Raw genomic sequence first — 24980 nt, 5'->3', positions numbered from 1 at the left:
CTCGCAAGTATCGCGCTACCCGCAATTATCAGAAATTTTAGATTTTAAATTAGTTTATAGTTCAATTCTAAAGATCCCTCTGGTAATTTTTCCAAAGGGATTTTTTCTTTCCAAAACTTAAGTTAAAGTATACGGTTTGGAAAGAATATGTTACAATAAAAGTCACATTGGCGGAGTTTTTGAAAACTGCCATTATTAGTTAAAATACGGATTATGAAAAAGATTCATATCATACTCTTCGGAGTTGGAAATGTTGGAAGCGCTTTGATCAATCAGATCTTGGAAGGAAGAGATATGCTTAAGAAAAAATCAAAAATAGAATTAAATATTCCCATCGTAGCGAACTCTACTGCGACATTTTTTGAAGAGAAGTGTGTACGTCCTTCTTGGGAAACAGATTTTAAGTATTTCGGTTTCACTTATAAAATGGATGAGATCCTTACCCATATTAAAAGGGAAGGCTTTAAGAATGTAATTATTGTGGATGCGACGGCTAGTGAGGATTTTATAAAACACTATCCTACTTTCATAAAAAACGGATTCGATATTGTAGCTTCAAATAAATCGGCTAATACGGCTTCCACGAGTTTTTATAAGAGGCTCAGAAGAGATTTAAAAAAATATAAGACTCAATTTTTATATGAAACCAATGTAGGTGCCGGCTTGCCTATTATAGAGACTTTGCAGAGGTTACATGCTTCAGGAGAAAAAGTTGTGAAGGTAAGAGGAGTGTTTTCTGGTTCTATGAGCTATGTTTTTAATGAATTTTCACAACAAGATAAAATGTTCGACTCGCTTTTGGCAGAAGCGGGAATTATGGGACTTACAGAAAGGGATCCTAGAATCGATCTTTCTGGAATGGATGTAGCAGGAAAACTGCTGATTCTTGCGAGGGAACTTCAGCTACAAAAAGAACTGTCAGATGTAAAAATTGAAAACTTGGTGCCTAAGCATTTAAGTAGATATAGCTCTGTAACTTATTTCAAGAACAACCTAAGAGATCTTAATATAGAGTTCGATGAGTTAAAAGAAGGGTTGAAATCTGGAGAAGTACTAAGACATATAGGGGAATTGGATGTTCAAACTGGAACTCTAGAGGTTAAATTAGTAAAGGAAAATAAAAATTCTGCGATTGGCAGTTTGAAAAATACAGACGCGTCTTTTGAGATTTTTACAGCATCCAATGGAGCACATCCTATAATTATTCAAGGGGCTGGAGCAGGATCTATTGTTGCCGCTAGAGGAGTTCTGGCAGATATTACTAAATTAGCCGAAAAATTTACGAGATGAAGATCCAATTAAAGAGACTTAACGATAATTACCACTTTGAGACGAAAAATGAACGGGGAGACATTGTCTATCTAGACAACAAATCTGAGCCCAATCCTCAGGGCGCAAGCCCAATGGAGCTATTGCTTATGGGAATTGCCGGATGTAGCGGTATAGATATCGTTATGATCTTGAAAAAACAACATATAGAATTGGAAGATCTTCAAATGGAGGTGGAAGGTTTACGTGTAGATGGTGCCATTCCAAATGTCTTTACGGGTATTAATTTAAAAGTTTTTTTGAAAGGAGATTTCTCTGAAGAGAAAGCGAAACGCGCTGTAGACCTTTCTATAGATAAGTATTGCTCGGTTGCTAAAATGTTGGAAAAAACGGCAGAGATATCTTATGAGGTTTATTTAAATAATAAGCTGCTCTCTTAAACCAAACGAAGCTTCTTATCGTAAATAGATTAGATTTGCCCCTTATGAAAAAATGTTTACTCGCCCTACTTTTAATTTGTTCTACAGCAACTTATGCTCAAGAAGAGATCAAAAAGTATTACGCTTTCGATGCTAACTATTTTTATGGTTCAATCTTGGAGCACAATCCGGATATTGCACATTTAATTACGGGTCATCCTACAGGAGTTATTTTAAGTTTTAATAGAAAAACCTATGGGGTGGAAGCTTGGGAACGCAGGTATAACAACCCGGATTTTGGATATTCATTTTCTTATCAGGATATGAATAATCAATATTTAGGTAAGAATTATGCCTTATATGCCCATTTTAATTTCTACTTTTTTAATAGGAATATGATGTTTAGGATAGGGCAGGGAATGGCGTATGCTACTAATCCTTATAATGCTGAAACCAACTATATTAATAATGCTTACGGTTCGCGATTGTTGAGTTCTACTTATTTAATGGCAAACTACCACAAACAGAATATTTATAAAGGTTTGGGTGTACAGGCTGGAGTTTCCATAATTCACTATTCCAATGCCGACTTTAAATCGCCTAATAATAGCACCAATACGTTCACATTCAATTTAGGTTTGAACTACCATCTGGATTATGAGAATATTCCGGAATATGCAGAAAAGGATCCAAAAGAGAAGAAGTATACAGAACCTATTCATTATAATTTTGCCCTTCGAAGTGGAGTAAATACCACGGGTGTGATTGGTTCTAAGCAATACCCATTTTTAACTATTACAGGTTTTGCAGATAAGGTGATCAATAAAAAGAGCACATTACAAGCGGGCGCTGAGGTGTTCTTTTCGAAAGCTTTAGAGGAATTTATATACTTCCAGTCGGTTGCATTTCCGCAGGGTAAAACTGTAGGAGACGAAGATTCTAAGAGAGTTGGGGTTTTTATTGGCCATCAGTTAACCTTCAACAAGATGTCTTTAGTTACTCAAGTGGGGTATTATGCGTATTATCCTTATGATAATTATGTGGAGCGAGTGTATAATAGATTAGGATTAAGAAGAAAGATAAGCGATCATTGGTGGGCATCGGCAACGGTGAGATCTCATGCTGCGAATGCTGAAGCCGTGGAATTTTCAATAGGATATAGACTGTAGGATATGAAAAAGTTGATTTTTTTAATGCTTTCTACTTTTTTATTAAGTAGTTGTGATGCCGAAGATGCTCCGGGTTGTTTCAAAAAAGCCGGAGAAATAGTACAAGATGAGGTTTTAGTCGAAACCTTTAATGAAATTATAGTTTACGAAAGAGTGAAGCTGTTTATTCAGCAGGGCCCCGTTCAAAAAGTGGTGATAGAAACCGGAGAGAATCTTAGAAAAGATGTTTCTGTAGAAGTTATAAATAATAGGTTAAGCATTCGAAATGAGAACTCCTGTAATTTGGTTCGCGATTACGAACTTACGAAGGTATATGTGACTATTCCTGATCTTACATGGTTGCAAAACAGCAGTGGAAGCGCCATAGAAACTATTGGAACGCTGAAGCTTGATAATCTTTGGCTACGTTCCGTAAATCAAGAGAATGATTTATCAATTCATACCGATGGGGATTTTATTTTAGATTTGGATGTGGAAAATTTGAGGATTACCAACGATAATGTTTCCAACTATTTTCTAACGGGAAAAGTGGAGAATTTCATTGTCTTTTTTGCCAATGGAGATTCAAGATTAGATGCACCAAATTTAATTGTACAGAACTATGAGATCTTTCATAGAGGCACAAATAAAATGATCTTATTTCCAGTTCAATCTTTGAAAGGAGAATTACGAAGCAGCGGAAATGTGATCGCTAAAAATAGACCTCCTGTTGTTGATGTCGAGGAATATTACACCGGCCGACTTATTTTTGAGTAGTTAATTCTGAAAACAAGGTTTCCAGATTTTTGGATTTCCTAGTAAGCTGAAGCGTTTTTAGTCCGTTGTCGTGGGCAAAATCGAAAACCGCCGGTCTCATATCATTGTCTGTATCAAACTTTAATTCATAATGAAATCCGCCAATATTTTTTGCTGAAGTTAGATTTGGTAATTTTTTTTAATGCCACTTCTTCGATCCTATAATCGAATTCTACTTGGATTATTTGCTCCTTTTCGTCTCGAAGCTCTTTCATTTTTTTATCGGCAACAATTACTCCTTTATCAATAATAATAACACGATCACAAATGGCTTCAACTTCCTGCATGATGTGTGTAGAAAGAAAGATGGTTTTTTCTTTCCCAACTTTCAAGATTAAATTTCTTATTTCTGTTAGCTGATTTGGATCTAATCCTGTAGTGGGTTCATCTAAAATAAGCACTTTTGGATCGTGTAAAAGTGCCGCGGCTAGTCCTACTCGTTGACGATAACCTTTAGAGAGTTGTTCAATTTTTTTTATTGGCTTCAGGCAAAAGCCCCGTCATTTCTATTACTTCTTCAATTCTCGATTTATCTATTTTATAAACAGAAGCATTAAATGCAAGATATTCCCGCATATACATTTCGGTATACAAAGGATTATGTTCCGGTAAATAACCAATAGATTTTTGAACAGTTTTAAGATCTTCAGAAAGTAAAATATCGTTTACGCTCGCCACACCTTCCGAAGCACTCAAGTAACCCGTAAGGATTTTCATAAGTGTAGATTTTCCTGCGCCGTTAGGACCTAGAAATCCTACAATTTCACCTTTTTCGATCTGGAAGGAAACCTTGTCAAGGGCTTTCTGTTCCCCGTAATATTTAGAAATTTCTTTAACAGAAATGGACATAGCTAAGCTTTTTTCAAAAGTAAGTATAAAATTGTGGTTGTTGAACTCTTGCTTTGTGCAGTTTAGTATTTCTTAAAGTGAATTTATATGTCTTGGAAATAATAAAATTAGTTGAAATGTCACATCGAGCGTAGTCGAGATGTATTTATCCTTCGATCGATTAGACATTTAAAAGAAAGCTTGCTTTAAAGAAAATATATAAATCTATTTTATATATATCCGATTGTTGTCCTAATAGTACTTTCGTCACCCTGAATTTATTTCAGGGTCCCAATAATGTATTCATTTTCATTGTATCGAGATTCTGAAACTCCAGAAGCCTCGGGACAGAATGACCTCCGTTTTTAATTTAGGGTACTTTACGGACGAATAATATATTTTTCACATTTTCTAATTAAAAGCATTCATTTTTAAAATAAAATTTTACATTAGCAGTAGTTAAAACAAACTATGAAGAATATAATTACTTGGACTGCTTTCTATTATTTTTATTTCTTTTATGGAGATAAGATCGGAAGCGTCATGTAATTAAAATTATAAATTATATAAAGAGGTCCTGATTTTATCTAAATCGGGACCTCTTTTTTTTATTCAATTTTTAAAATGAAAAATGTAATTGCAATTCAGGGAATTCAGGGTTCTTTTCATCATCAGGTTGCAAAAGAATATTTTGGAAATGGTGTAGAAGTGAGGTCTTGTGATTCATTTCCAAAATTGATGGAGGAACTTTCTGAAGGAGGTATTCAGCAGGGAATAATGGCTATTGAAAATTCTATTGCAGGATCTATTTTGCCTAATTACGTATTAATAGATGATAACAAGGTTCGAATTATTGGGGAGCATTATATCCCGATTCATATGAATATGATGGCGCTGCAAGGGCAATCTATAGATGATATTGTGGAAGTGAGATCACACCCTATTGCACTATTGCAATGCAAGAATTTCTTTGAAAATTACCCAAATATAAAGTTAGTTGAGGATTCCGATACGGCGGATGTCGCGCGACAGATTGCTGAACAGAATTTAAAGGGAATCGCAGCGGTAGCAAGTAAAACTGCAGCTTCCATTTTTGGCTTGGAAGTATTGGCAGAAGGCATTCATACCGTTAAAAATAATTCTACCAGATTTTTGATACTTAGTTCGAATGGACATTTAGTCGATAAAAATGAAATAAATAAAGCTTCTCTAAAATTCGAATTGGACCAAGAACATGGAAATTTAGCTTCGGTTTTAAATATTTTGAACGACTGCAATCTTAATCTAACTAAGATCCAATCCCTTCCTATAATTGAATCTCCTTGGAAATATTCATATTTCATAGATGTGACATTTGGGAATTATTCTGAATATCTAAAGGCAAAAGAGATCCTAGGTATTATTACAGAAGAATTAAAAGTGTTAGGCGAATATAAAAACGGACGATTATGAAAGAGGCAAAGCGATTAGAGAACTTATCTGAGTACTATTTCTCCAAAAAACTGGAAGAAGTACGTGCCTTAGATGCTCAAGGCAAGAACATTATTAATTTGGGAATTGGAAGCCCCGATTTGCCGCCACCCTTGGAGGCTGTAAATGCATTAACCGATGCTTTACTTCATCCAAATGCACATCAATATCAGCCATATAAAGGGCAACTTCAGTTTCGTGAAGCTATCCGTGATTTTTATAAAGAACAATATGGGGTGGAATTAGATGCGATTTCAGAAATATTGCCTTTAATAGGAAGTAAAGAAGGGATTTTGCATATTTCAATGGCTTTTTTAAATGAAAGCGATGAGGTATTAATTCCAAATCCAGGATATCCTACATATGCTGCGGTAACTAAATTAGTGGGTGCAAAAGCAGTGAATTACGATCTAACCGAAGACTCAGGCTGGTTGCCAAATCTGGAGCAATTATCGAAAATGGATCTTAGTAAAGTGAAACTAATGTGGGTGAATTATCCGCACATGCCAACAGGAACCATCGCCACTAAAAAGCTTTTTAAAGATTTAATTGCATTTGGTAAAAAACACGATATTTTAATAGTGAATGACAATCCTTATAGCTTTGTTCTAAATAAAAATCCGCTGAGTATTTTATCGGTTGAAGGGGCTAAGGAAACCGCCTTAGAGTTAAATTCTTTAAGTAAAACTTTTAACATGGCGGGGTGGCGAGTTGGAATGGTTTGCGGTAGTGAGAAGCACTTAAAAACGATCTTAAAAGTAAAATCTAACATGGATAGCGGAATGTTTTTTCCTGTACAAGCCGGAGCTATTGCCGCTATGAGAAATGCTGAGCAATTTATAGCGCTTCAAAATAAAGAGTATTTAAAAAGAAGAGAAAAGGCCATTGCTTTGGCTTTTGCACTGGAGTGTCGACCGCTAAATGATTCGGCAGGCCTTTTTGTGTGGTCTAAGATAACAACAGGAATTTCTTCAGAAGAATTCATAGATAAATTGCTACATAAGTATGGTATTTTTGTAGCACCGGGAATGATTTTCGGCTCGAATGGAGAAGGGTATATAAGAATATCACTTTGCGCTTCAGAAGAAAAATTTGATGCAGCATTAAATAAGATTGAGAAAGAAAAATTGATTTACACAGAATTATAATGGAAAATAGGAAAGAATTAAGAACATGGTTAGATAAATTTAATTTAGACCATCCTTTGGTAATCGCCGGGCCTTGTAGTGCAGAGACGGAAGAGCAGTTAGTAAAGATCGCGAAACAATTAAAAGATAGTGATGTAAGTGTTTTGCGGGCCGGACTTTGGAAGCCAAGAACACGTCCCGGAAATTTTGAAGGGGTTGGAGCTTTAGGTTTAAAATGGATGAAAACCGCAAAAGAAGAAACGGGTTTGCTTACTACAACAGAAGTTGCCAATGCAAATCATGTGGAACTCGCTTTAGAAAATGATGTAGATATTTTATGGATTGGAGCCAGAACCACAGTGTCCCCTTTCATCGTTCAGGAAATTGCAGATGCTTTAAAAGGTACAGACAAAACCGTGTTGATAAAGAATCCTGTGAATCCAGATCTTTCTTTGTGGTTAGGAGCCGTAGAGCGTTTTTATACAGCAGATGTGAAGAACTTAGGAGTGATACACCGCGGTTTTTCTACCTATGAAAAAACGAAATATAGAAACAATCCGGAATGGCAAATTCCAATAGATTTACAAAATCGGTTCCCGGATCTGCCATTAATATTAGACCCTTCGCATATTGCCGGAAGACGTGATATCTTATTTGATCTTTGCCAAACAGCCTTAGATCTTAATTATGATGGGCTAATGGTAGAAACACATCACGATCCGGATAACGCATGGAGCGATGCTGCACAGCAAATCACACCTTCAACTTTAATTCAGTTTATGAAAGATCTTAAAATCAGGAAGGAGATTTCAGAAAGTGAAGAATTTGTGAATAGTTTGAAAAATTTGAGAGCTAAAATCGATATTGCAGATCACCAGTTGCTAGAGGTGCTTTCTAAAAGAATGAAAATAGCCGATGAGATTGGTTTAATTAAAAAATCTCAGAATGTGGCAATTCTTCAAACCTCAAGATGGAACGAAATTTTGGGAAAAATGATTTTAGAAGGAGAGCAACAAGGTTTGAGTGAAGAATTCGTTTTAAAAATGTTTAAAGCGATACACCAGGAATCTATAAATCACCAGAAAAAAGTAATTAGCGAATAAGCGTGGGATTTTGCACCTTTGTAGCATGACAGGAATTGTATATAAATCTACTGGGAGTTGGTATCATGTAAAGGCTGAAGATGGCACATTCTATAGATGCAGGATTAAAGGGAAATTCCGCATGCAAGGAATTAAAAGCACTAATCCTGTGGCTGTGGGAGATCATGTGGGATTTGATCTGGAGGAGACTGGAGATGATACTTTTGGGGTTATAAAGCATATTGCAGAAAGAGATAATTACATTGTTAGGAAATCGGTAAATCTTTCCAAACAAACCCATATAATTGCTTCAAATATAGATGTTGCTTTTTTGCTGATTACTCTGAATAATCCGCCCACGTTTACCACATTTATAGATCGTTTTTTGATAACTGCTGAGGCCTATCATATTAAGACCGTCCTGCTTTTCAATAAAGTGGATACCTACAATGAAGAGGAGTTAGGAGAGATTAAATTCTTGGCAGCCCTTTATCGTGAGGTTGGTTACGAATGTATAGGGATTTCAGCAAAAACAGGAAAAAATCTGGATAAGGTGAAAGAGATGATGATAGGAAAGACTAGTATGTTCTCCGGACATAGTGGGACTGGTAAATCAACTTTAATTAATGCACTAGAGCCTAGTTTAGATCTAAAAACTTCGAATATTAGTGCGCAACACAAACAAGGACAGCATACTACAACTTTTGCAGAAATGTATGATCTTAACTTCAATGCGAGGATCATAGATACTCCGGGTATTAAAGGTTTTGGAATTGTGGAGATGGAGAAAGAGGAATTAGGGAACTATTTTCCGGAATTCTTTGCCGTGAAGCAAGATTGTAAATTCAACAATTGTTTACATATAGAGGAACCGCATTGCGCTGTTAAAGACGGATTGGAAGACGGGGAGATCGCATGGTCCAGATACAAAAGCTATTTGCAGATTATTGAAGGAGAAGATGAGCAGCAATACAGAATGGATAATTTCCCGGAGGAACAATGAGAGTAGTTCTTCAAAGAGTTTCAGAAGCTTCAGTTAACATTGACGAAAAAGTTAATGGCAGAATTGGTAACGGACTTTTACTACTTGTGGGTATTGAGGAAACCGATACTAAAGAAGATATTTCCTGGTTATGCAATAAGATCTTAAAAATGCGAATTTTTAATGATGAGGCCGGAGTGATGAATTGTTCTTTGCAGGATATAAAAGGCGAAATATTGGTGATAAGTCAGTTTACTTTGCACGCTAGCACGAAAAAAGGAAACAGACCTAGTTATATAAAGGCAGCTAAGCCGGAAACTGCAATTCCACTTTATAAAGATTTTCTTTTAGAGATTGAAAATCAACTTGGTAAAAATGTTGAGCGTGGTGTTTTTGGAGCAGATATGAAAGTTTCCCTTGTAAACGATGGCCCCGTAACAATTATCATAGATTCAAAAAGTAGAGAATAATGGACATACAAAACGCTCAAGAAGAAGTAGATAAATGGATCAAGGATCATGGAGTTCGCTATTTTAATGAGCTTACCAACATGGCGCAACTTACCGAAGAGGTGGGGGAAGTGGCAAGAATAATCGCAAGACGATACGGGGAGCAAAGTGAGAAAGAAAGCGACAAAAATAAAGACCTAGGAGAAGAACTTGCAGATGTGATGTTTGTAGTTCTTTGTTTGGCAAATCAAACCGGGATCAATCTACAGGAAGCTTTCGATAAGAAATTGGATCTTAAAACCAAACGAGATCACGATAGGCACCAAAATAATGATAAATTGAAATAATGAACTTTAAGAAAGTAGTCAATACTAAAGGTTTCTGGAAATCTGTTGCCGGAATGGGAATCTCATTTATTATTATTTATCATATTATCACGATGCTATTTACCTTTGGTGGCTTCGATTTTAGCGGCTATTTTGAGTTAAATTTATCTGATGGTAGATGGCAAGGATTTTTAATTGGATCTCTTCTCTCAGGTTTTATTTATGGTTTCATAATTACCTTCGGACAATTTTCAATAAAACAAAAAAAGGAAGAGAGAGAACGGTAGTTTATCCACAATCTTACTTCAATAACATATTTTATTTCAAGCTTTATGAACGTCCAGTTAAATCATCCCGATGCTAACCTCCTTGGAGATATTCAAATTACTGGTTCAAAAAGTGAATCTAACAGAGCATTGATTTTGCAGGCTTTATATCCCTCGATTTCTTTAAGCAATTTATCTAATAGCGATGATACTGCTGTTTTACAAAAAGCTTTAAAAGCGAGTGGCGGCAACGTGGATATTCATCATGCCGGAACCGCAATGCGTTTCCTTACCGCCTATTTTTCAGCTAAAGAGGGAATAGAAACAATTTTAACGGGTAGTTCTAGAATGCAAGAGCGGCCAATTAAATTATTGGTGAATGCCCTAAAAGATTTAGGAGCAAATATTCAATACTTAGAAAAAGAGGGTTTTCCTCCCTTAAAGATAAATGGGAGCGCACTAAATAAATCATACGTAAAAGTTCAGGCTAATATTAGCAGTCAGTATATTTCTGCATTAATGCTAATTGCTCCATCGCTTCCAAACGGACTTAAAATTGAATTAGAAGGCCCTATTACTTCTACACCTTACATTGAAATGACATTAGAATTGCTTCGTTATTTTAATATTCAATCAAAATTTGAAGGTCAATTAATCACGATTGAAAGTCAGAAGAATATAGTTGCTAAATCTTTGGCGATAGAATCAGATTGGAGCTCTGCTTCCTATTTTTTCTCTTTAGCAGCATTAAGCAACAAGACAGAATTATCATTAAGTAATTTTCGGGAAACAAGCTTGCAAGGTGATTCTAAAATTGTTGCAATTTATAAGGAATTAGGGGTACATACTTCTTTTAACGATAATTCCATTTTACTCAAAAAACATTCGAGTAAAAAACCAAAAACCTTACATCTGGATCTTCAAAACATGCCGGATATGGCACAAACCATTGCTGTTACCTGTTTAGGTTTAGGGATTGGGTGTATATTAAAAGGACTTCATACGCTAAAGATTAAGGAAACAGATAGGTTGGTTGCCTTGAAAAATGAAATGGAAAAATTTGGGGCTAAAATAGAAATTACAAGTAATAGTTTATCGCTAGCTCCGTGTGCTGTTTTAGAGAAAGGCGTGGAGATCGAGACGTATAACGATCATAGAATGGCAATGGCATTTGCGCCCTTAGCATCAAAAGTTCCCCTTACAATTAAGGATGCCGGAGTGGTTTCAAAATCCTATCCAGCCTTTTGGGAAGACCTACAATCCATTGGATTTTCCATAGTATAAGTTCCCGACTAATTCATTTTTCCAAATAAACACCTATTTACTTGACAACCCCTATGTTGAGGTTGTATATTTGCATCCTTTAAAAAATGAAAATATGGGAATGAAACTTTCACAATTTGGTTTTGAACTTCCGGATGAACTTCTAGCTGAATATCCTGCAGAAAACAGGGATGAGGCGCGTTTGATGGTACTAAATAGAAAAGACCAAACAATTGAGCATAAATTATTTAAGGATATAATGGATTATTTTGAACCAAAGGATGTAATGGTTCTTAATAATACAAAAGTATTTCCTGCGCGTTTATTCGGAAATAAAGAAAAAACCGGAGCTCGTATTGAAGTATTCTTGTTAAGAGAATTAAATCCAGAAACTAAGCTTTGGGATGTGTTAGTAGATCCAGCAAGGAAAATAAGAATCGGTAATAAATTATATTTTGGTGATGATGAAAGTCTTGTTGCTGAAGTTATAGATAATACTACTTCTCGTGGTAGAACGCTTCGTTTCTTATATGATGGTTCTTATCAGGAATTCAGAAAAAAATTACAGGAATTAGGGGAAACTCCGCTTCCTAAATATATTAAAAGAGAGGTACAACCAGAAGATCAGGAGCGTTACCAAACTATTTATGCTAAAAATGAAGGTGCGGTTGCAGCTCCAACTGCAGGATTGCATTTTTCTAAGCATTTATTAAAACGTCTTGAGATTAAAGGGATCGATTTTGCTGAAGTTACGCTTCACGTAGGATTGGGGACTTTTAGTCCGGTAGAGGTTGAAGATCTTTCTAAGCACAAAATGATAGTGAAGAAGCTTTTATAGAGAAAAAAGCTACAACAGTTATCAATAAGGCGCTAAGTGAGAAGCGAAAAATTTGTGCTGTTGGAACAACCAGTATGCGTGTGTTGGAAAGTGCGGTTTCTTCTAACCATACGTTAAATGAATTTAGTGGCTGGACCAATAAATTTATTTTCCCTCCATACGATTTTAGTATCGCTAACTGTATGATTACTAATTTCCATACGCCTAAGTCTACGTTGATGATGATGGTTTCTGCATTTGCAGGACACGATTTCATGAAAAAAGCTTATGCCGAGGCAATTAAAGAGAAATATAAATTTTATACTTACGGAGATGCGATGTTAATTATCTAACGTTCAACTTCCAATTATTTTAAACCACGAATGCTCTCTTTTAAAAGTGAAGTATTCGTGGTTTTGTTTTATGGGCTAGTTTTAAATTGATTGAACCTACTTTAAATAGAAATCCCATTAATCTTCATACTTTTGCAGCGTGAAAGACAAGAAGAAAGATATACGCGCTTTAACTAAAGAACAATTACAAGAATTCTTTGTAGCTCAAGGGGATAAATCCTTTCGTGGGTCTCAGGTTTACGAGTGGCTTTGGAATAAAAGCGCTCATAGTTTTGAGGATATGACAAATATTTCCAAAGCTACTAGGCAGATGCTGGAAGATAACTTTGTGATCAATCACATTCGTGTAGACCAAATGCAAAGAAGTAGTGATGGGACTATTAAAAATGCAGTACGCTTACATGATAATCTAACAGTGGAATCTGTTTTGATTCCTACTCCGAAAAGAACTACCGCCTGCGTTTCTTCTCAAGTTGGCTGTAGTTTAGATTGTAAATTTTGTGCGACTGCTACTTTAAAAAGAATGCGTAATCTAAACCCCGACGAAATTTACGATCAGGTGGTGGCAATAGATAACGAAAGCAGATTGTATTTTGATAAGCCTTTGTCCAATATCGTATTTATGGGGATGGGAGAGCCACTTATGAATTACAATAATGTAATGAAGGCGGTAGAGAAGATCACTTCTAAAGAGGGCTTAGGAATGTCCTCTAAGCGTATTACCATTTCTACATCTGGAGTTCCCAAGATGATCAAAAAATTGGCAGACGATGAAACTAAAGTGAAACTGGCTGTTTCGCTTCACTCTGCGATAGATGAAATTAGAACTACCATCATGCCTTTTAATGCAACCTTTCCATTGGAAGATCTTAGAGAGGCTTTGGAATATTGGTATTTAAAAACCAAGAGCAGGATTACGTATGAATATATTGTGTGGGAAGGAATTAATGACACTCGTAAAGATGCCGAGGCTTTGGTGCGTTTCTGCAAGTATGTGCCTTGCAAAGTGAACTTAATAGAATACAACCCTATAGACGATGGCGTTTTTCAGCAAGCGTCCTCCGATGCTACACATATGTACGAATCTATGTTGGAGCGAAATGGAATTACCGTTACTGTTAGAAGATCTCGAGGAAAAGATATCGATGCCGCTTGTGGCCAACTGGCAAACAAATCCTCATAAATACCTAAACCAGAATCTTTAGCTATATTTGATTCCTAATGAAGGTAATCTCACAAATAAAATTACCGGTTGAAAAAGAAATGGAACTTTTCGAAAAAAAGTTCTTCGAGTCCATGTCTTCAAAAGTGGCTCTTTTAAATAGGATCACTCATTATATTGTTAACAGAAAAGGGAAGCAAATGCGTCCTATGTTTGTCTTTTTAGTAGCCAAAATGGTTTCTGAAGGGCAGGTGAATGAGCGCACGTATCGCGGGGCTGCGGTGATAGAATTGATACACACAGCAACTTTGGTTCATGACGATGTAGTAGATGATTCCAATAGAAGGCGGGGTTTTTTCAGTATAAATGCACTTTGGAAAAATAAAATTGCTGTTTTGGTCGGCGATTATTTGCTGTCTAAAGGTTTGTTACTTTCTATAGATAACAATGATTTCGATTTGCTGAAGATTATTTCTATCGCAGTGAAAGAAATGAGTGAAGGCGAATTACTTCAGATAGAAAAAGCCAGAAGATTGGATATTACGGAAGCTGTTTATTATGATATTATTCGGCAAAAAACAGCCACTTTAATTGCGGCATGTTGCAGTTTAGGAGCAGCATCTGTAAAACCAGAATCCTCAGAAATAGCCAAAATGCGAAGATTTGGAGAACTCATTGGAATGGCCTTTCAAATAAAAGATGATCTTTTCGACTATGGCGAAGAGCAGATAGGAAAACCTACGGGTATCGATATCAAGGAGCAAAAAATGACGCTTCCACTTATTTATGTGCTTAATAATTCTACTCCAAAGGAGAAAAAGTGGATCATCAACTCCATCAAAAGGCATAATAAAGATAAGAAGCGAGTGAAAGAAGTGATCGCTCTGGTAAAATCTAAGGGCGGACTGGATTATGCAGTTACCAAAATGAAAGAATACCAGAAAGAAGCACTTTCCATTTTAAACGATTATCCAGCTTCCACTTATAAAGATTCACTTGTCTTAATGGTGAACTACGTGATTGAGCGTAAAAAGTAGTTTTTTCAATAAACAATTTACAATAATCAATTAGCAATTAGCAATCGATATTGCATATTTGTCACCCTGAGCTTGTCGAAGGGAGATTTCATACTGGAGGCTTCGACAAGCTCAGCCTGACATTACCTATTTTTGTCACCCTGAGCCGGTCGAAGGGTCTCACATCGAGCGGAGACGAGATGTCATTGTAAATACTTAAACTCCTCACTCAAAAACCCATTTTTCAAACTTTCTTCAAAAATAAATGCCTACCTAGGCAACCTTTTGTAATTTTCTTACGTCTATATAAATAGATGGGTCTAAACAAAGCATATTGAAAGTAATACCACTTTTTAAAAACGAAAAGCAATTAATTGCAAGAGCTGCGAAAAACCATCGTGATGCCCAACAGCATCTCTATGAAAAACATTCCGGTAAAATGTTGAGTGTTTGCAGGATGTATATTAAAGATCTTCAACATGCAGAAGATGTGATGTTAACCGGATTTTTTAAGGTGTTCACACATTTAAAGGATTTTAAACATGAAGGTAGTTTTGAAGGTTGGGTGAGAAGGATCATGATACGAGAGTCTATTTCTTTTCTTCGGAAAAAAAATGAACTGGAGTTTCAGGAAGAAATGGATTCTGTGAAAAGTGAAGGATTCGATACTATTCAAGCTGAAATAGATGCTGATCATATTCAGCAATTAATAGACGAATTGCCGGAAGGATATAAAGCGGTTTTTGTGCTTTATGCAGTAGAAGGGTATAAGCACGCAGAAATTGCTGCTTTACTTAAAATTACAGTTGGGACTTCAAAGTCTCAGTTGTTTAAAGCGAAAAAGATGTTACAAGAACAATTAGAATTAAAAAACACTTCAAGTTATGGAAACTGAGAGATTTGAAGATAAAATAAGACGGCAGTTGCAAGATCGCGAGATCACTCCATCTGCAGGAAGTTGGGACAAATTAAGTGCTAAATTGGACACAACTCAGGATAAGAAAAAACCTTTTGCATTCTGGATGGGAATTGCTGCGAGTATCATTGGTGGGATCTTAATTTTAAGTCTTGCCTTCAATAATGCAACTCCTTCAGATGCTCCACAAATTGTGGATATTCCTACTGAGAAAGTAGAAGCAGAGAAAACACCGAAAGAAATTTCAAATGAGATTTTAATTGAAACTGAAAAAGAACCAACGCAACTTGCAACTTCAGAAGCCAAAAATCGCCCGGTAACACCAAATAAAAAGTCCATAGTAGCTCTGGAAAAAGATATTCAGCAAAACAATAGGGAAGCGGTAGCTATAATAGATAATGAGAGTTTGCTAAAAAGACAAAGCATTATAACTTCTTCAGAAATTACTAACGATAATATATTAGATCTTAAATTAACCGATGCATTGACCGGTGTAATTACGCAAACCGAAAATGGGCAGACTGTTACAGATGAAGAAATAAATAAGCTGCTTGCTGAGGCCGCCGCTAAAATAAGTCAGGATCGGTACAAATCAGATTTTGCTGTAGGAAAGATAAATGCTCAAGATCTCTTGCAAGATGTGGAATTTGAAATGGATAATTCCTTTCGGGACAAGATTTTTGAAATGCTAAAAGAAGGATATTCAAAAGCGAAAACTGCAGTTGCAAACAGAAATTATTAACTAGGATAGAATTAGCCATTATATCATCACAAAGACTTAAAAGTAAAATTCAACAAATTTTCAACAAGCTATTGAGGTATGAGTTGTAAAATACTTTTCAAAATTCGAGGAAGCCTCGGGGAATCAAACCCTCAATGAGGGATTAAATCATTCATCAATCAAGTCCAATAAGCCACCTCTTCAAAAGAGGAGGTAGGCAGAGGACATTTTAAAACCAACAACATCATGAAAACAATTATCGTAAGCCTCACACTAATTATGTTCAGTTTTGCTATGCAAGAAATGCAAGCGCAAAATGATAGTATTTCAGATAAAACTGAGCGTTTAGAGACCCTAAAACAAAAAATAATAGAGGAAGAAAAAGAAGAGTTGAAATTAGAATTGGAAAGAATTCAAATGCGGCTAGATAATAAGTCTATCACACAAGAAGTAGCCGATGATTTAAAAAAGGAGGCCGCTGAAAAGCGTGCACTAAATATTGAAAATCGAATAGTAATATTAGAAAATAAGCTTGCTCTAGATGAGAGGAATAAATATAATTATGGGACTTCTATAGAACTGCTCGGTAATGGGAAAATTGTGAATATAAATAGGAGTTATAAAGCTGAGGAAAAAGATCGAGTTTACGACAAAAGAACAACCAGCGATTTAGTTTTGGCTGCGGGTTTCAACAATGTGATCTCCGACGAAAATTCCCTTGATAATTCAGATTTTAAAATAGGAGGAAGTCGATTTTTCGAAATTGGATGGGCTTGGAAAACCAGAGTGTTTCAAAACACTAACTGGATGCGTTTAAAATACGGAGTTTCTTTTCAGTTCAATGGATTGAAACCTACGGATAATAGATATTTTGTTGAGAATGGAGATCTAACTCAATTAGAAGAATTTGAATTTAATCTGGATAAATCGAAGTTTAGATCAGATAATCTGGTGTTTCCCTTGCATTTTGAGTTTGGACCATCTAAAAAGACAGAAGGCGCAGATTATTTAAGATATAGTACCAAAGGTCAATTTAAAATAGGAGTTGGTGGCTATGCCGGATTCAATATTGGGGAGCGTCAAAAGCTGAAGTATAATGTAGATGGCGATAAGAAGAAGGATAAGTTGAAGGGAGACTATAACACAAACGATTTTGTATATGGATTAAGTAGTTATGTAAGTCTCGGGGGTACCGCACTATATGTAAAATATGATCTAAATCCATTATTTAAAGATCCAAATATTGAAATGCGAAATATCTCTTTTGGATTAAGATTTGATATAGATTAAGAACAATTTGCTAAGTTGGGAAATAGGATGGTTTTCATTTATTGAAATCCATTCTATTTTTTTATTCCCAAAAGTGGATTCTTTACAACTGATACTTTCTCACTAAATTAAAAATTCCTGATATTATTGTTACATTTGAATCATCTTACGAATTCCATATTCTATATAATCTTTGATTTCTAAAAACACTATAGATCTAGTATTTGAAACCGCCCGTGTAGAGGAGGTTTTAGGCGATTTTGTACAGTTAAAGAAATCTGGAAGTAACTTTAAGGGCTTAAGTCCGTTTACAGATGAGCGATCTCCAAGTTTTATGGTGTCTCCGGTGAAGCAGATCTGGAAAGATTTCTCCAGCGGAAAAGGCGGGAATGTCGTGGCATTTTTAATGGAACATGAGCATTTTACCTATCCTGAAGCTATAAAATATTTAGCAAAGAAGTATAATATAGAAATTGAGGAGACCGAGCAAACGGATGAGCAGAAACAGCTTTTAGACGAGCGTGAAAGCATGTATCTGGTTTCAGAATTTGCCAGTACGTATTTTCAGAATACCATGCTTAAAACCGATCAGGGTAAAGCTATTGGTCTAAGTTATTTTAAAGAACGAGGTTTTACAGATGAAACCATCAAAACCTTTGGATTAGGATATTGCTTGGATGAATGGGATGCTTTTACTTCAGAAGCGATTCGCAAAGGTTACAAAATGGATTATCTGGAAAAAACCGGATTAACAATTGTAAAAGGCGAAAAGCAATTCGACAGATTTAAGGGCAGGGTAATGTTCCCTATCCAATCCATGTCTGGAAGAGTGCTTGGTTTTGGTGGTCGGATTCTAACTAACGATAAAAAGGCTGCGAAATATTTAAATTCTCCGGAAAGTGATATTTATCATAAGAGCAAGGTGCTTTATGGGATTTATCATGCCAAGCAATTTATTGCAAAGGAGGATAACTGTTATTTGGTAGAAGGTTATACAGATGTAATTCAATTTCATCAAAGTGGAATTCAAAATGTAGTGTCTTCTTCTGGAACTGCGCTTACTTCGGAACAAATTAGGTTGATAAACAGACTTACAAAGAATATCACGGTGCTTTTTGATGGAGATGCTGCAGGAATGCGTGCAGCTATTCGCGGGATAGATCTAATTCTGGAACAGGGAATGAATGTAAAAGTGGTGGTTTTTCCTGAAGGGGAAGATCCGGATAGCTTTGCAAAGAAAAACTCTCAAACCGAATTAGAAGAATATTTGGAAGAAAATTCAAAGGATTTCATAGAGTTTAAAGCTTCTTTATTATATCAAGACGCAAAAAATGACCCTGTAAAACGTGCGAATTTAATTCATGATATGGTTTCCAGTATCGCAAAGATTCCAAATCAAATTCAGCAGGAAGTATATATCCAGGAATGTTCTAGAATTATGGATATTTCTGAAGAAGTATTGTTTTCCACACTTACCCAAATATTAGCGAAGGATGGGAAAACTGCTCCACAGAATAAGGGTAAGAGTAAGACTTTCGATGTAGTCAAGGAAACAACATCTCCTAAGGTCAAGGTAGATGAGTTGTTCGAACTGGAACGTAAGATCATCAGCTTATTGCTTTTGTATGGGACTGTAGAGGAGGAGTTTGAAGATCTTGTTTGGAAAGAAAACACGCAGGGAGAACTCGTTCTGGAGCCGGAATTACAAAAGGCTAAGGTTTTTGAAAAAATCTATTTAGATCTTCAGGAAGATGAGGTTGCTTTTACCAATGAGCTTTTTAAGGAATTGTACGGCTTAGTAATCGCTAAATTAAATGAAGAAGGTAATCTTACCTTGGAAACATTTGTAAATGAATTGGATGGTAAATTGTCTGGCGAGGTAACCACAATTTTAATGGAAGAAGAACAATATATCCTCCATGATTGGGAGCGTATGGATATTATGGTGAAGCAAAAAGATGCCAGTATCGCCAGATTGGTGAATGAAACTATCCTTGCCCTTCGACGGTTTTTAATCACAAGAAAGATCGATGAATTATCTAAAGAAATTAAAGAAGCAACACCTTCTGAAGATGGTGCGTCCAGTTCTTTAGAAGATATCGTGGATTATTTATCCCTAAAAAGAATCCTCTCAGATAAATTGAATCGAGTTATGTAGTTCGAAGCTGGAGCAATCTGGATTGGTTAATAAGATCAGCCAGATTATCTACTTTTAGTTTCTTTAAAAGTCTCGTTTTATAAGTGCTCACCGTTTTTTCATTAATATCTAAAGCTTCGGCGATATCTTTGTTTCTTTTCCCATTAGAAAGTAAATTAAGCACTTCCATTTCACGGGTAGATAATTTTTTAAATTTCGCAATCAAGCCATTTCCATTAGTAGCACCAGAATTTATTTTGTCGGTGATATTTTTATTTAAATAAATTCCTCCCCGAGCAACCTGTTGGACTGCATTGTACAAACTTTCTGTTGAAGCGGTTTTAGATAAGTATCCGGAGGCACCAGCTTTTATGGCGCTTAGGGCATACATTTCTTCAGGATGACAACTAAAAACCAAGATTCTGATTCTTGGGAATTCTGTTTTTATGGTACGTAATGCGGTAATTCCGTTTATATCCGGCAAATCGATCTCTATCACTAGAACTTCAGGAGAATGAATTCTAAGAGATTTAATTAAATCGTTGCCGTTTGTTACGTTTCCAATAACATTTAATTCATTTTGATCTGTAAGTAAGGATTTAATTCCTTCGCGTGTAATAGGATGGTGATCTGCAATTAAGATTGTACTCATAAGAATGTGTTGGCACTAAAATTACAGCAGCAGGGTATGCTCTTTAGTATGATTAGGTATATTAATTTAAAATTAACAGTTTAATTTTTTAATAAGACCAGACATTTCAAATACTCGACAAAAAGATCAATTTTTAAGATTAACGGGAATTTCGCAAACTGGTATAGGAACCATTTTATGCTTGTTCGCTTTATTTCTACTTTTAAAGATATTGAAAACTTCCTGTTTTCTGCCCGAATAATCTTCGGCGTTCATCCCAAGTCGGTCCATTTCCATCGCCCATTCTAGTTCGTCGTAACTCGCTCCAATCTGATCTTCGTCACTTCTGCTATCACCAAATAATCCGTCGGTAGGAGCAGCGTTTAAAATTTCTTCGCTTACATTCAAGAACTTTCCAATTTCATAAACTTCACTTTTCATTAAATCTGCAATCGGACTCAAATCTACTCCGCCATCGCCATACTTGGTGTAAAATCCTACACCAAAATCTTCAACCTTATTTCCGGTCCCGGCTACTAAATATTTATGCAAGCCGGCAAAATAATACAAGGAAGTCATACGTAACCTCGCTCTGGTATTAGCTAGCGATAATTCTATATTTGGATTTTCTCCTTCAAAAGGAACTACTTCTCTGAATTGCTCGAAAACCGGTGTGAGGTCTACAACCAGATTTGTAACATTTGCAAAATGATCTTTTAAGTAAGCAATATGATTCTGAGCCCTGCTAACTTGCGTTATTGCTTGATGAATAGGCATTTCTACACATAATGTGCGCATTCCGGTTTTGGCGCAAAGGGCAGAAGTAACGGCTGAGTCTATCCCACCGCTTATCCCGACAATAAATCCATTCATATTAGCTGCAGTTGCATAGTCTTTTAACCAATCTACAATGTGATTTACTACCTTTTCAGTTTGCATATATTTGGGTGTTTAGAATTCTAAGTAATACCTTTGCAAGCAAATTTAACAAGTTTAAATTAGTATTAAAAACCGCCTGCGTTAAAGGCTTCACAATATAGTGCATGTATAGATTAATAAGTATGCTTTTTTTGATAGCTCTGTTGGCTGCTTGTGATTCGCAGTCGAATGAAGAAAAAGAGATTGAAAAAATAGCTATAGATCTTAAAATAACCCGCTTCGATAAGAAATTTGCTACGGTAAATTCAGGAAATTTACAGGCTTTAAAATCAGAATATCCTTATTTATTTCCTGAAAGATTTACAGATAGTATGTGGATTGCTAAGGCTAGTGATACCATTCAGCAAGAATTAAATGAAGAAGTAGGAAAAGCTTTTATTGATTTTTCTGCTGAAGAAGATGGGATTTATGCCCTTTTTCAACATACTAAATATTATTTTCCTTCTTTTGAAATCCCACATGTAATAACCATTACTTCTGAAGTAGATTATAGAAATAAGGTGCTTTTAACACCGGACTATTTATTTATTTCATTAGACACCTATTTGGGGAAAGAGCATCCATTTTATATAGGATTGCAGGAATATTTAAAAAAGAATTTTGAAAAAAATCAGATCCTTCCGGATATAGCTAACGAGATCGCAGAGGTGTATGTTCCGCAGCCGGAGTCTAAAACTTTTCTAGCGCATATGTTGTATTATGGGAAGATTCTTTATTTGAAAGACCGTCTTTTGCCCGATGTTAGTGAGTACGATAAAATAGGATACACTCAAGATGAATTGGATTGGGCAATTGCTAATGAGGAAGAAGTGTGGCGTTATTTTGTAGAGCGGGAAGTAATCTTTGATACAGATACCGACTTATATTCTAGATTTCTTTATCCTGCGCCTTTTTCTAAATTCTATTTGGAATTGGATGCAGAATCACCTGCAAGATTAGGCCAATTTATTGGATGGCAAATGATTAAGCAGTATATGGATAAAAATGATGTGAGTATTCAGGAAATGCTTACAACCAATTCAGAAACAATTTTTAATAAAGCAAATTACAAACCAAAGAAATAATGGCAGAATTCAAGAAATCTGAGATCAATATAGAAGTTGTATTAGATGAAAATAAAGTTCCGGAAGAATTATATTGGAGTGCAGACGATGGAGCAATTTATAAAGAGGAAGCAAAAGCGATGATGTTATCTATGTGGGATAGCAAGCAGCAAGAAACCTTGCGAATAGATTTGTGGACTAAAGATATGCCGATAGATGAGATGAAGAAATTTTTTCATCAAACACTTGTGGCGATGAGCGACACCTTTAATAGAGCAACTCAAGACGAAAAAATGACTGCTACCATGAAGGATTTCTGCGATTATTTTGCTGAAAAGTTAGAGTTGAAGCAGTAATTGCTAAAGGTGAGGTCTATATTTAGCATATTCGTTTTAAGAAAGAATAATCCTTTCGTCACCCTGAATTTATTTCAGGGTCTCAATATAACTATAATTTACGCTCAATAGAAGATTCTGAAACAAGTTCAGAATGAATGACCTTGCTGTTTGATTTATTGTTTTATCGGCAAGCTAAAAATTATTGACCTCATTAATAAAAAAAGCCCCAACTATATTATTAGTAAGGGCTTTATTTATAATTTTAAAGAATCTCTATCCGTTCATGGAGATTAAAAACTCTTCGTTGTTTTTGGTTTGCTTGAAACGCTGATTTATGAATTCCATTGCTTCCACAGGGTTCATATCTGCAAGATACTTTCTCATTACCCACATGCGTTGTAAAGTAGTTTCGTCAAGAAGTAAATCGTCACGACGCGTGCTTGAAGAAGTAAGATCGATTGCCGGGAAAATTCTTCTGTTGGCAATTTTTCTGTCCAGTTGTAGTTCCATGTTTCCAGTACCTTTGAATTCTTCAAAAATAACTTCATCCATTTTAGAACCGGTATCTGTTAATGCAGTAGCAATAATAGAAAGAGAACCGCCATTTTCAATATTTCTGGCAGCACCAAAGAAACGTTTTGGCTTATGCAATGCATTTGCATCTACACCACCACTCAACACCTTACCACTAGCAGGTTGAACTGTGTTGTAAGCTCTGGCTAAACGTGTGATGGAATCTAATAAAATCACTACGTCATGCCCACATTCTACCATTCTCTTCGCTTTTTCTAAAACGATGTTGGCAACTCTTACATGCTCATGCGCTTCTCTGTCAAAAGTAGAAGCAACAACTTCACCTTTTACATTACGTTGCATATCTGTAACTTCTTCCGGACGTTCATCTATTAAAAGGATGATTTGATACACTTCCGGATGATTAGCTGCAATTGCATTTGCAATATCCTTAAGCAACATTGTTTTTCCCGTTTTTGGCTGGGAAACGATCATTCCACGTTGTCCTTTTCCAATTGGAGAGAACAGGTCCATGATTCGAGTAGAAATAGTACTCTGTCTGTCTGCAATGTTGAATTTTTCCTTTGGAAACAAAGGAGTTAAATGTTCAAAAGAAATACGGTCACGAACCACTTGTGGATCTAACCCATTAATTTTGCTGATTTTTATAAGTGGAAAATATTTTTCTCCTTCTTTTGGAGGTCTAATTTGTCCTAAAACGGTATCTCCTGTTTTCAATCCAAATAATCTAATTTGAGATTGAGATACATAAATATCATCTGGAGAAGAAAGGTAATTGTAATCTGAAGATCTTAGAAAACCATAGTTGTCCTGCATGATATCCAGAACGCCTTCACTTTCTATAATCGCATCGAATTCGTAATCCGGTTCTCTATATCTGTTTCTACTATCTCGATTTCCATTATTCTTAGAGCTTCCGGAATTATTACCATCAGATCTATTTCCATCAGACCTATTACTTCTATTGTCCTTAGAATCTTTTCTAGGTTCTCTTGGAGATCTTGTATTATCTCTGGAAGAGCTTTGCTTATCATCCTTTTTCACAGGCTGATTCTTATGAACCGGACGCTTTGGAGCATCATTTGATCTTTCTTGTCTAGGTTTTCTATCTGAAGTTCTTTCTTTTGAAGTTTCTTTAGAAGCAGGTTTAGCTTCGTCAGTCTTATCAGATGTTGCTGAGGGTTTTGCTTCCGTATCTTTGCTACGAGGATTCGGACTCACTTTTTTAGCCGGTTTGCTTTCGGTTCTTGGCCTTGCAGGACTTTTACTTGTCTTGCTAGTTGTGCTTTCCGCTTTGGCAGGACTTTCATCTTTCAATGCCTCTTTCACTTTATTTGGATTTGCTGCTTGATAGTCCAGAATCTGGTACACCAAATCGAGCTTTTTAACCGTTTTATATTTAGGGACATTTAATGATTTGGCTATATCCTGAAGCTCAGGAAGCTTCTTAGCTTTTAAATCTGAAATTTCAAACATGAATAAGATTGTGTTTGTTTATTGTAAACTTCTCGAGGAAGAATCGAAAATAATTTTGGAGACTTAAGTAACCTATTTTGAATTGGTTACATATTCTTACTGCAATAATACAACTTTATTTTAAATTTTTGAATACGGTATCTAAAAAGAAACACTTATTTTTGTTGACTTAATAGAAGATTT

Annotated in this window: 23 protein-coding genes and 2 pseudogenes; 21 read left to right on the top strand and 4 right to left on the bottom strand. The window is 35.7% G+C overall.

Going from position 1 to position 24980, the window contains the following annotated elements; all coding sequences use genetic code 11:
- The first annotated feature begins 213 nt into the window (after positions 1–213).
- The 4 genes from ON07_RS05795 to ON07_RS05780 are packed head-to-tail and all read left to right on the top strand — an operon-like array spanning position 214 to position 3613.
- Positions 214–1290, top strand: coding sequence for a homoserine dehydrogenase family protein (locus ON07_RS05795; protein WP_010228936.1), 1077 nt, complete (start codon positions 214–216; stop codon positions 1288–1290).
- Entirely contained in the window at positions 1287–1709 is a 423-nt protein-coding gene (locus ON07_RS05790) for an OsmC family protein (protein WP_010228935.1), read from the top strand. The genes ON07_RS05795 and ON07_RS05790 overlap by 4 nt, the downstream gene beginning before the upstream one ends.
- Before the next feature lie 44 nt (positions 1710–1753).
- Complete coding sequence (locus ON07_RS05785; RefSeq protein ID WP_010228933.1) at positions 1754–2857, top strand: acyloxyacyl hydrolase; 1104 nt, start codon at positions 1754–1756, stop codon at positions 2855–2857.
- A gap of 3 nt (positions 2858–2860) precedes the next feature.
- Positions 2861–3613, top strand: coding sequence for a head GIN domain-containing protein (locus ON07_RS05780; RefSeq protein ID WP_010228932.1), 753 nt, complete (start codon positions 2861–2863; stop codon positions 3611–3613).
- Here ON07_RS05780 and gldA read toward each other — a convergent pair.
- Positions 3600–4501 (bottom strand): annotated as a pseudogene (gldA, locus tag ON07_RS14670) (gliding motility-associated ABC transporter ATP-binding subunit GldA). The gene ON07_RS05780 and the pseudogene gldA overlap by 14 nt on opposite strands.
- A 603-nt stretch (positions 4502–5104) precedes the next feature.
- On the opposite strand from gldA, the gene ON07_RS05770 reads away from it, so the two are divergent.
- The 15 genes and pseudogenes from ON07_RS05770 to dnaG all read left to right on the top strand — a co-directional run bounded on the left by ON07_RS05770 (position 5105) and on the right by dnaG (position 19857).
- Entirely contained in the window at positions 5105–5932 is an 828-nt protein-coding gene (locus ON07_RS05770; RefSeq protein ID WP_010228928.1) for a prephenate dehydratase, read from the top strand.
- Complete coding sequence (locus tag ON07_RS05765; protein ID WP_010228927.1) at positions 5929–7098, top strand: pyridoxal phosphate-dependent aminotransferase; 1170 nt, start codon at positions 5929–5931, stop codon at positions 7096–7098. Before ON07_RS05770 ends, ON07_RS05765 begins: the two co-directional genes overlap by 4 nt.
- Positions 7098–8180 carry a bifunctional 3-deoxy-7-phosphoheptulonate synthase/chorismate mutase type II gene (locus ON07_RS05760; protein ID WP_010228926.1) on the top strand — a complete coding sequence of 361 codons (1083 nt, stop codon included), beginning with the start codon at positions 7098–7100 and terminating at the stop codon, positions 8178–8180. The genes ON07_RS05765 and ON07_RS05760 overlap by 1 nt, the downstream gene beginning before the upstream one ends.
- A 25-nt stretch (positions 8181–8205) precedes the next feature.
- Positions 8206–9162 carry a ribosome small subunit-dependent GTPase A gene (gene rsgA, locus ON07_RS05755; protein WP_010228925.1) on the top strand — a complete coding sequence of 319 codons (957 nt, stop codon included), beginning with the start codon at positions 8206–8208 and terminating at the stop codon, positions 9160–9162.
- Positions 9159–9611: a D-aminoacyl-tRNA deacylase gene (dtd, locus tag ON07_RS05750; RefSeq protein WP_010228924.1), complete on the top strand. Its 453-nt coding sequence runs from the start codon at positions 9159–9161 to the stop codon at positions 9609–9611. The genes rsgA and dtd overlap by 4 nt, the downstream gene beginning before the upstream one ends.
- A complete protein-coding gene (locus ON07_RS05745; protein WP_010228922.1) occupies positions 9611–9937 on the top strand; it encodes a nucleotide pyrophosphohydrolase in 327 nt (108 codons plus the stop codon). The genes dtd and ON07_RS05745 overlap by 1 nt, the downstream gene beginning before the upstream one ends.
- Positions 9937–10203 carry a hypothetical protein gene (locus ON07_RS05740; RefSeq protein ID WP_010228920.1) on the top strand — a complete coding sequence of 89 codons (267 nt, stop codon included), beginning with the start codon at positions 9937–9939 and terminating at the stop codon, positions 10201–10203. The genes ON07_RS05745 and ON07_RS05740 overlap by 1 nt, the downstream gene beginning before the upstream one ends.
- Before the next feature lie 45 nt (positions 10204–10248).
- A complete protein-coding gene (gene aroA, locus ON07_RS05735; RefSeq protein WP_010228918.1) occupies positions 10249–11466 on the top strand; it encodes a 3-phosphoshikimate 1-carboxyvinyltransferase in 1218 nt (405 codons plus the stop codon).
- A gap of 100 nt (positions 11467–11566) precedes the next feature.
- Positions 11567–12615: pseudogene (gene queA, locus ON07_RS14665) on the top strand (tRNA preQ1(34) S-adenosylmethionine ribosyltransferase-isomerase QueA).
- Positions 12616–12754: 139 nt separating this feature from the next.
- Positions 12755–13798: a 23S rRNA (adenine(2503)-C(2))-methyltransferase RlmN gene (gene rlmN / locus ON07_RS05725; protein ID WP_010228916.1), complete on the top strand. Its 1044-nt coding sequence runs from the start codon at positions 12755–12757 to the stop codon at positions 13796–13798.
- A gap of 38 nt (positions 13799–13836) precedes the next feature.
- Positions 13837–14814 carry a polyprenyl synthetase family protein gene (locus tag ON07_RS05720; protein ID WP_010228914.1) on the top strand — a complete coding sequence of 326 codons (978 nt, stop codon included), beginning with the start codon at positions 13837–13839 and terminating at the stop codon, positions 14812–14814.
- A gap of 313 nt (positions 14815–15127) precedes the next feature.
- The gene (locus tag ON07_RS05715) at positions 15128–15688 is read left to right on the top strand and encodes an RNA polymerase sigma factor (RefSeq protein WP_010228912.1); all 561 of its coding nucleotides are present in this window, start codon (positions 15128–15130) and stop codon (positions 15686–15688) included.
- Complete coding sequence (locus tag ON07_RS05710; protein ID WP_010228911.1) at positions 15678–16451, top strand: hypothetical protein; 774 nt, start codon at positions 15678–15680, stop codon at positions 16449–16451. The genes ON07_RS05715 and ON07_RS05710 overlap by 11 nt, the downstream gene beginning before the upstream one ends.
- Positions 16452–16676: 225 nt before the next feature.
- Positions 16677–17720 carry a hypothetical protein gene (locus tag ON07_RS05705; RefSeq protein ID WP_010228910.1) on the top strand — a complete coding sequence of 348 codons (1044 nt, stop codon included), beginning with the start codon at positions 16677–16679 and terminating at the stop codon, positions 17718–17720.
- A gap of 172 nt (positions 17721–17892) precedes the next feature.
- Entirely contained in the window at positions 17893–19857 is a 1965-nt protein-coding gene (dnaG, locus tag ON07_RS05700) for a DNA primase (protein ID WP_010228909.1), read from the top strand.
- On the opposite strand, the gene ON07_RS05695 is transcribed toward dnaG, so the two are convergent.
- The gene (locus tag ON07_RS05695; RefSeq protein ID WP_010228908.1) at positions 19850–20488 is read right to left on the bottom strand and encodes a response regulator; all 639 of its coding nucleotides are present in this window, start codon (positions 20486–20488) and stop codon (positions 19850–19852) included. The genes dnaG and ON07_RS05695 overlap by 8 nt on opposite strands.
- Positions 20489–20614: 126 nt before the next feature.
- Positions 20615–21406: an NAD(+) synthase gene (gene nadE / locus ON07_RS05690; RefSeq protein WP_010228907.1), complete on the bottom strand. Its 792-nt coding sequence runs from the start codon at positions 21404–21406 to the stop codon at positions 20615–20617.
- A gap of 104 nt (positions 21407–21510) precedes the next feature.
- Here nadE and gldB point away from each other — a divergent pair, with 104 nt between their 5' ends.
- A complete protein-coding gene (gene gldB, locus ON07_RS05685; protein WP_010228906.1) occupies positions 21511–22470 on the top strand; it encodes a gliding motility lipoprotein GldB in 960 nt (319 codons plus the stop codon).
- Entirely contained in the window at positions 22470–22805 is a 336-nt protein-coding gene (gldC, locus tag ON07_RS05680; RefSeq protein WP_010228905.1) for a gliding motility protein GldC, read from the top strand. Before gldB ends, gldC begins: the two co-directional genes overlap by 1 nt.
- A gap of 255 nt (positions 22806–23060) precedes the next feature.
- Here gldC and rho read toward each other — a convergent pair whose 3' ends face one another.
- A complete protein-coding gene (gene rho / locus ON07_RS05675) occupies positions 23061–24797 on the bottom strand; it encodes a transcription termination factor Rho (protein WP_010228904.1) in 1737 nt (578 codons plus the stop codon).
- Positions 24798–24980 lie beyond the last annotated feature (183 nt).

It is taken from the genome of Gillisia marina, from assembly GCF_000258765.1.
GTDB lineage: Bacteria > Bacteroidota > Bacteroidia > Flavobacteriales > Flavobacteriaceae > Gillisia > Gillisia marina.
The sequence above is the reverse complement of the archived record's forward strand: the minus strand, read 5'-3'. Positions and strand labels throughout refer to the sequence as shown.

Coding starts and splice junctions, on each gene's coding strand:
- ON07_RS05795 (WP_010228936.1), top strand. CDS start 214: ATGAAAAAGATTCATATCATACTCTTCGGAGTTGGAAATGTTGGAAGC.
- ON07_RS05790 (WP_010228935.1), top strand. CDS start 1,287: ATGAAGATCCAATTAAAGAGACTTAACGATAATTACCACTTTGAGACG.
- ON07_RS05785 (WP_010228933.1), top strand. CDS start 1,754: ATGAAAAAATGTTTACTCGCCCTACTTTTAATTTGTTCTACAGCAACT.
- ON07_RS05780 (WP_010228932.1), top strand. CDS start 2,861: ATGAAAAAGTTGATTTTTTTAATGCTTTCTACTTTTTTATTAAGTAGT.
- ON07_RS05770 (WP_010228928.1), top strand. CDS start 5,105: ATGAAAAATGTAATTGCAATTCAGGGAATTCAGGGTTCTTTTCATCAT.
- ON07_RS05765 (WP_010228927.1), top strand. CDS start 5,929: ATGAAAGAGGCAAAGCGATTAGAGAACTTATCTGAGTACTATTTCTCC.
- ON07_RS05760 (WP_010228926.1), top strand. CDS start 7,098: ATGGAAAATAGGAAAGAATTAAGAACATGGTTAGATAAATTTAATTTA.
- rsgA (WP_010228925.1), top strand. CDS start 8,206: ATGACAGGAATTGTATATAAATCTACTGGGAGTTGGTATCATGTAAAG.
- dtd (WP_010228924.1), top strand. CDS start 9,159: ATGAGAGTAGTTCTTCAAAGAGTTTCAGAAGCTTCAGTTAACATTGAC.
- ON07_RS05745 (WP_010228922.1), top strand. CDS start 9,611: ATGGACATACAAAACGCTCAAGAAGAAGTAGATAAATGGATCAAGGAT.
- ON07_RS05740 (WP_010228920.1), top strand. CDS start 9,937: ATGAACTTTAAGAAAGTAGTCAATACTAAAGGTTTCTGGAAATCTGTT.
- aroA (WP_010228918.1), top strand. CDS start 10,249: ATGAACGTCCAGTTAAATCATCCCGATGCTAACCTCCTTGGAGATATT.
- ON07_RS05720 (WP_010228914.1), top strand. CDS start 13,837: ATGAAGGTAATCTCACAAATAAAATTACCGGTTGAAAAAGAAATGGAA.
- ON07_RS05710 (WP_010228911.1), top strand. CDS start 15,678: ATGGAAACTGAGAGATTTGAAGATAAAATAAGACGGCAGTTGCAAGAT.
- ON07_RS05705 (WP_010228910.1), top strand. CDS start 16,677: ATGAAAACAATTATCGTAAGCCTCACACTAATTATGTTCAGTTTTGCT.
- ON07_RS05695 (WP_010228908.1), bottom strand. CDS start 20,488: ATGAGTACAATCTTAATTGCAGATCACCATCCTATTACACGCGAAGGA.
- nadE (WP_010228907.1), bottom strand. CDS start 21,406: ATGCAAACTGAAAAGGTAGTAAATCACATTGTAGATTGGTTAAAAGAC.
- gldB (WP_010228906.1), top strand. CDS start 21,511: ATGTATAGATTAATAAGTATGCTTTTTTTGATAGCTCTGTTGGCTGCT.
- gldC (WP_010228905.1), top strand. CDS start 22,470: ATGGCAGAATTCAAGAAATCTGAGATCAATATAGAAGTTGTATTAGAT.
- rho (WP_010228904.1), bottom strand. CDS start 24,797: ATGTTTGAAATTTCAGATTTAAAAGCTAAGAAGCTTCCTGAGCTTCAG.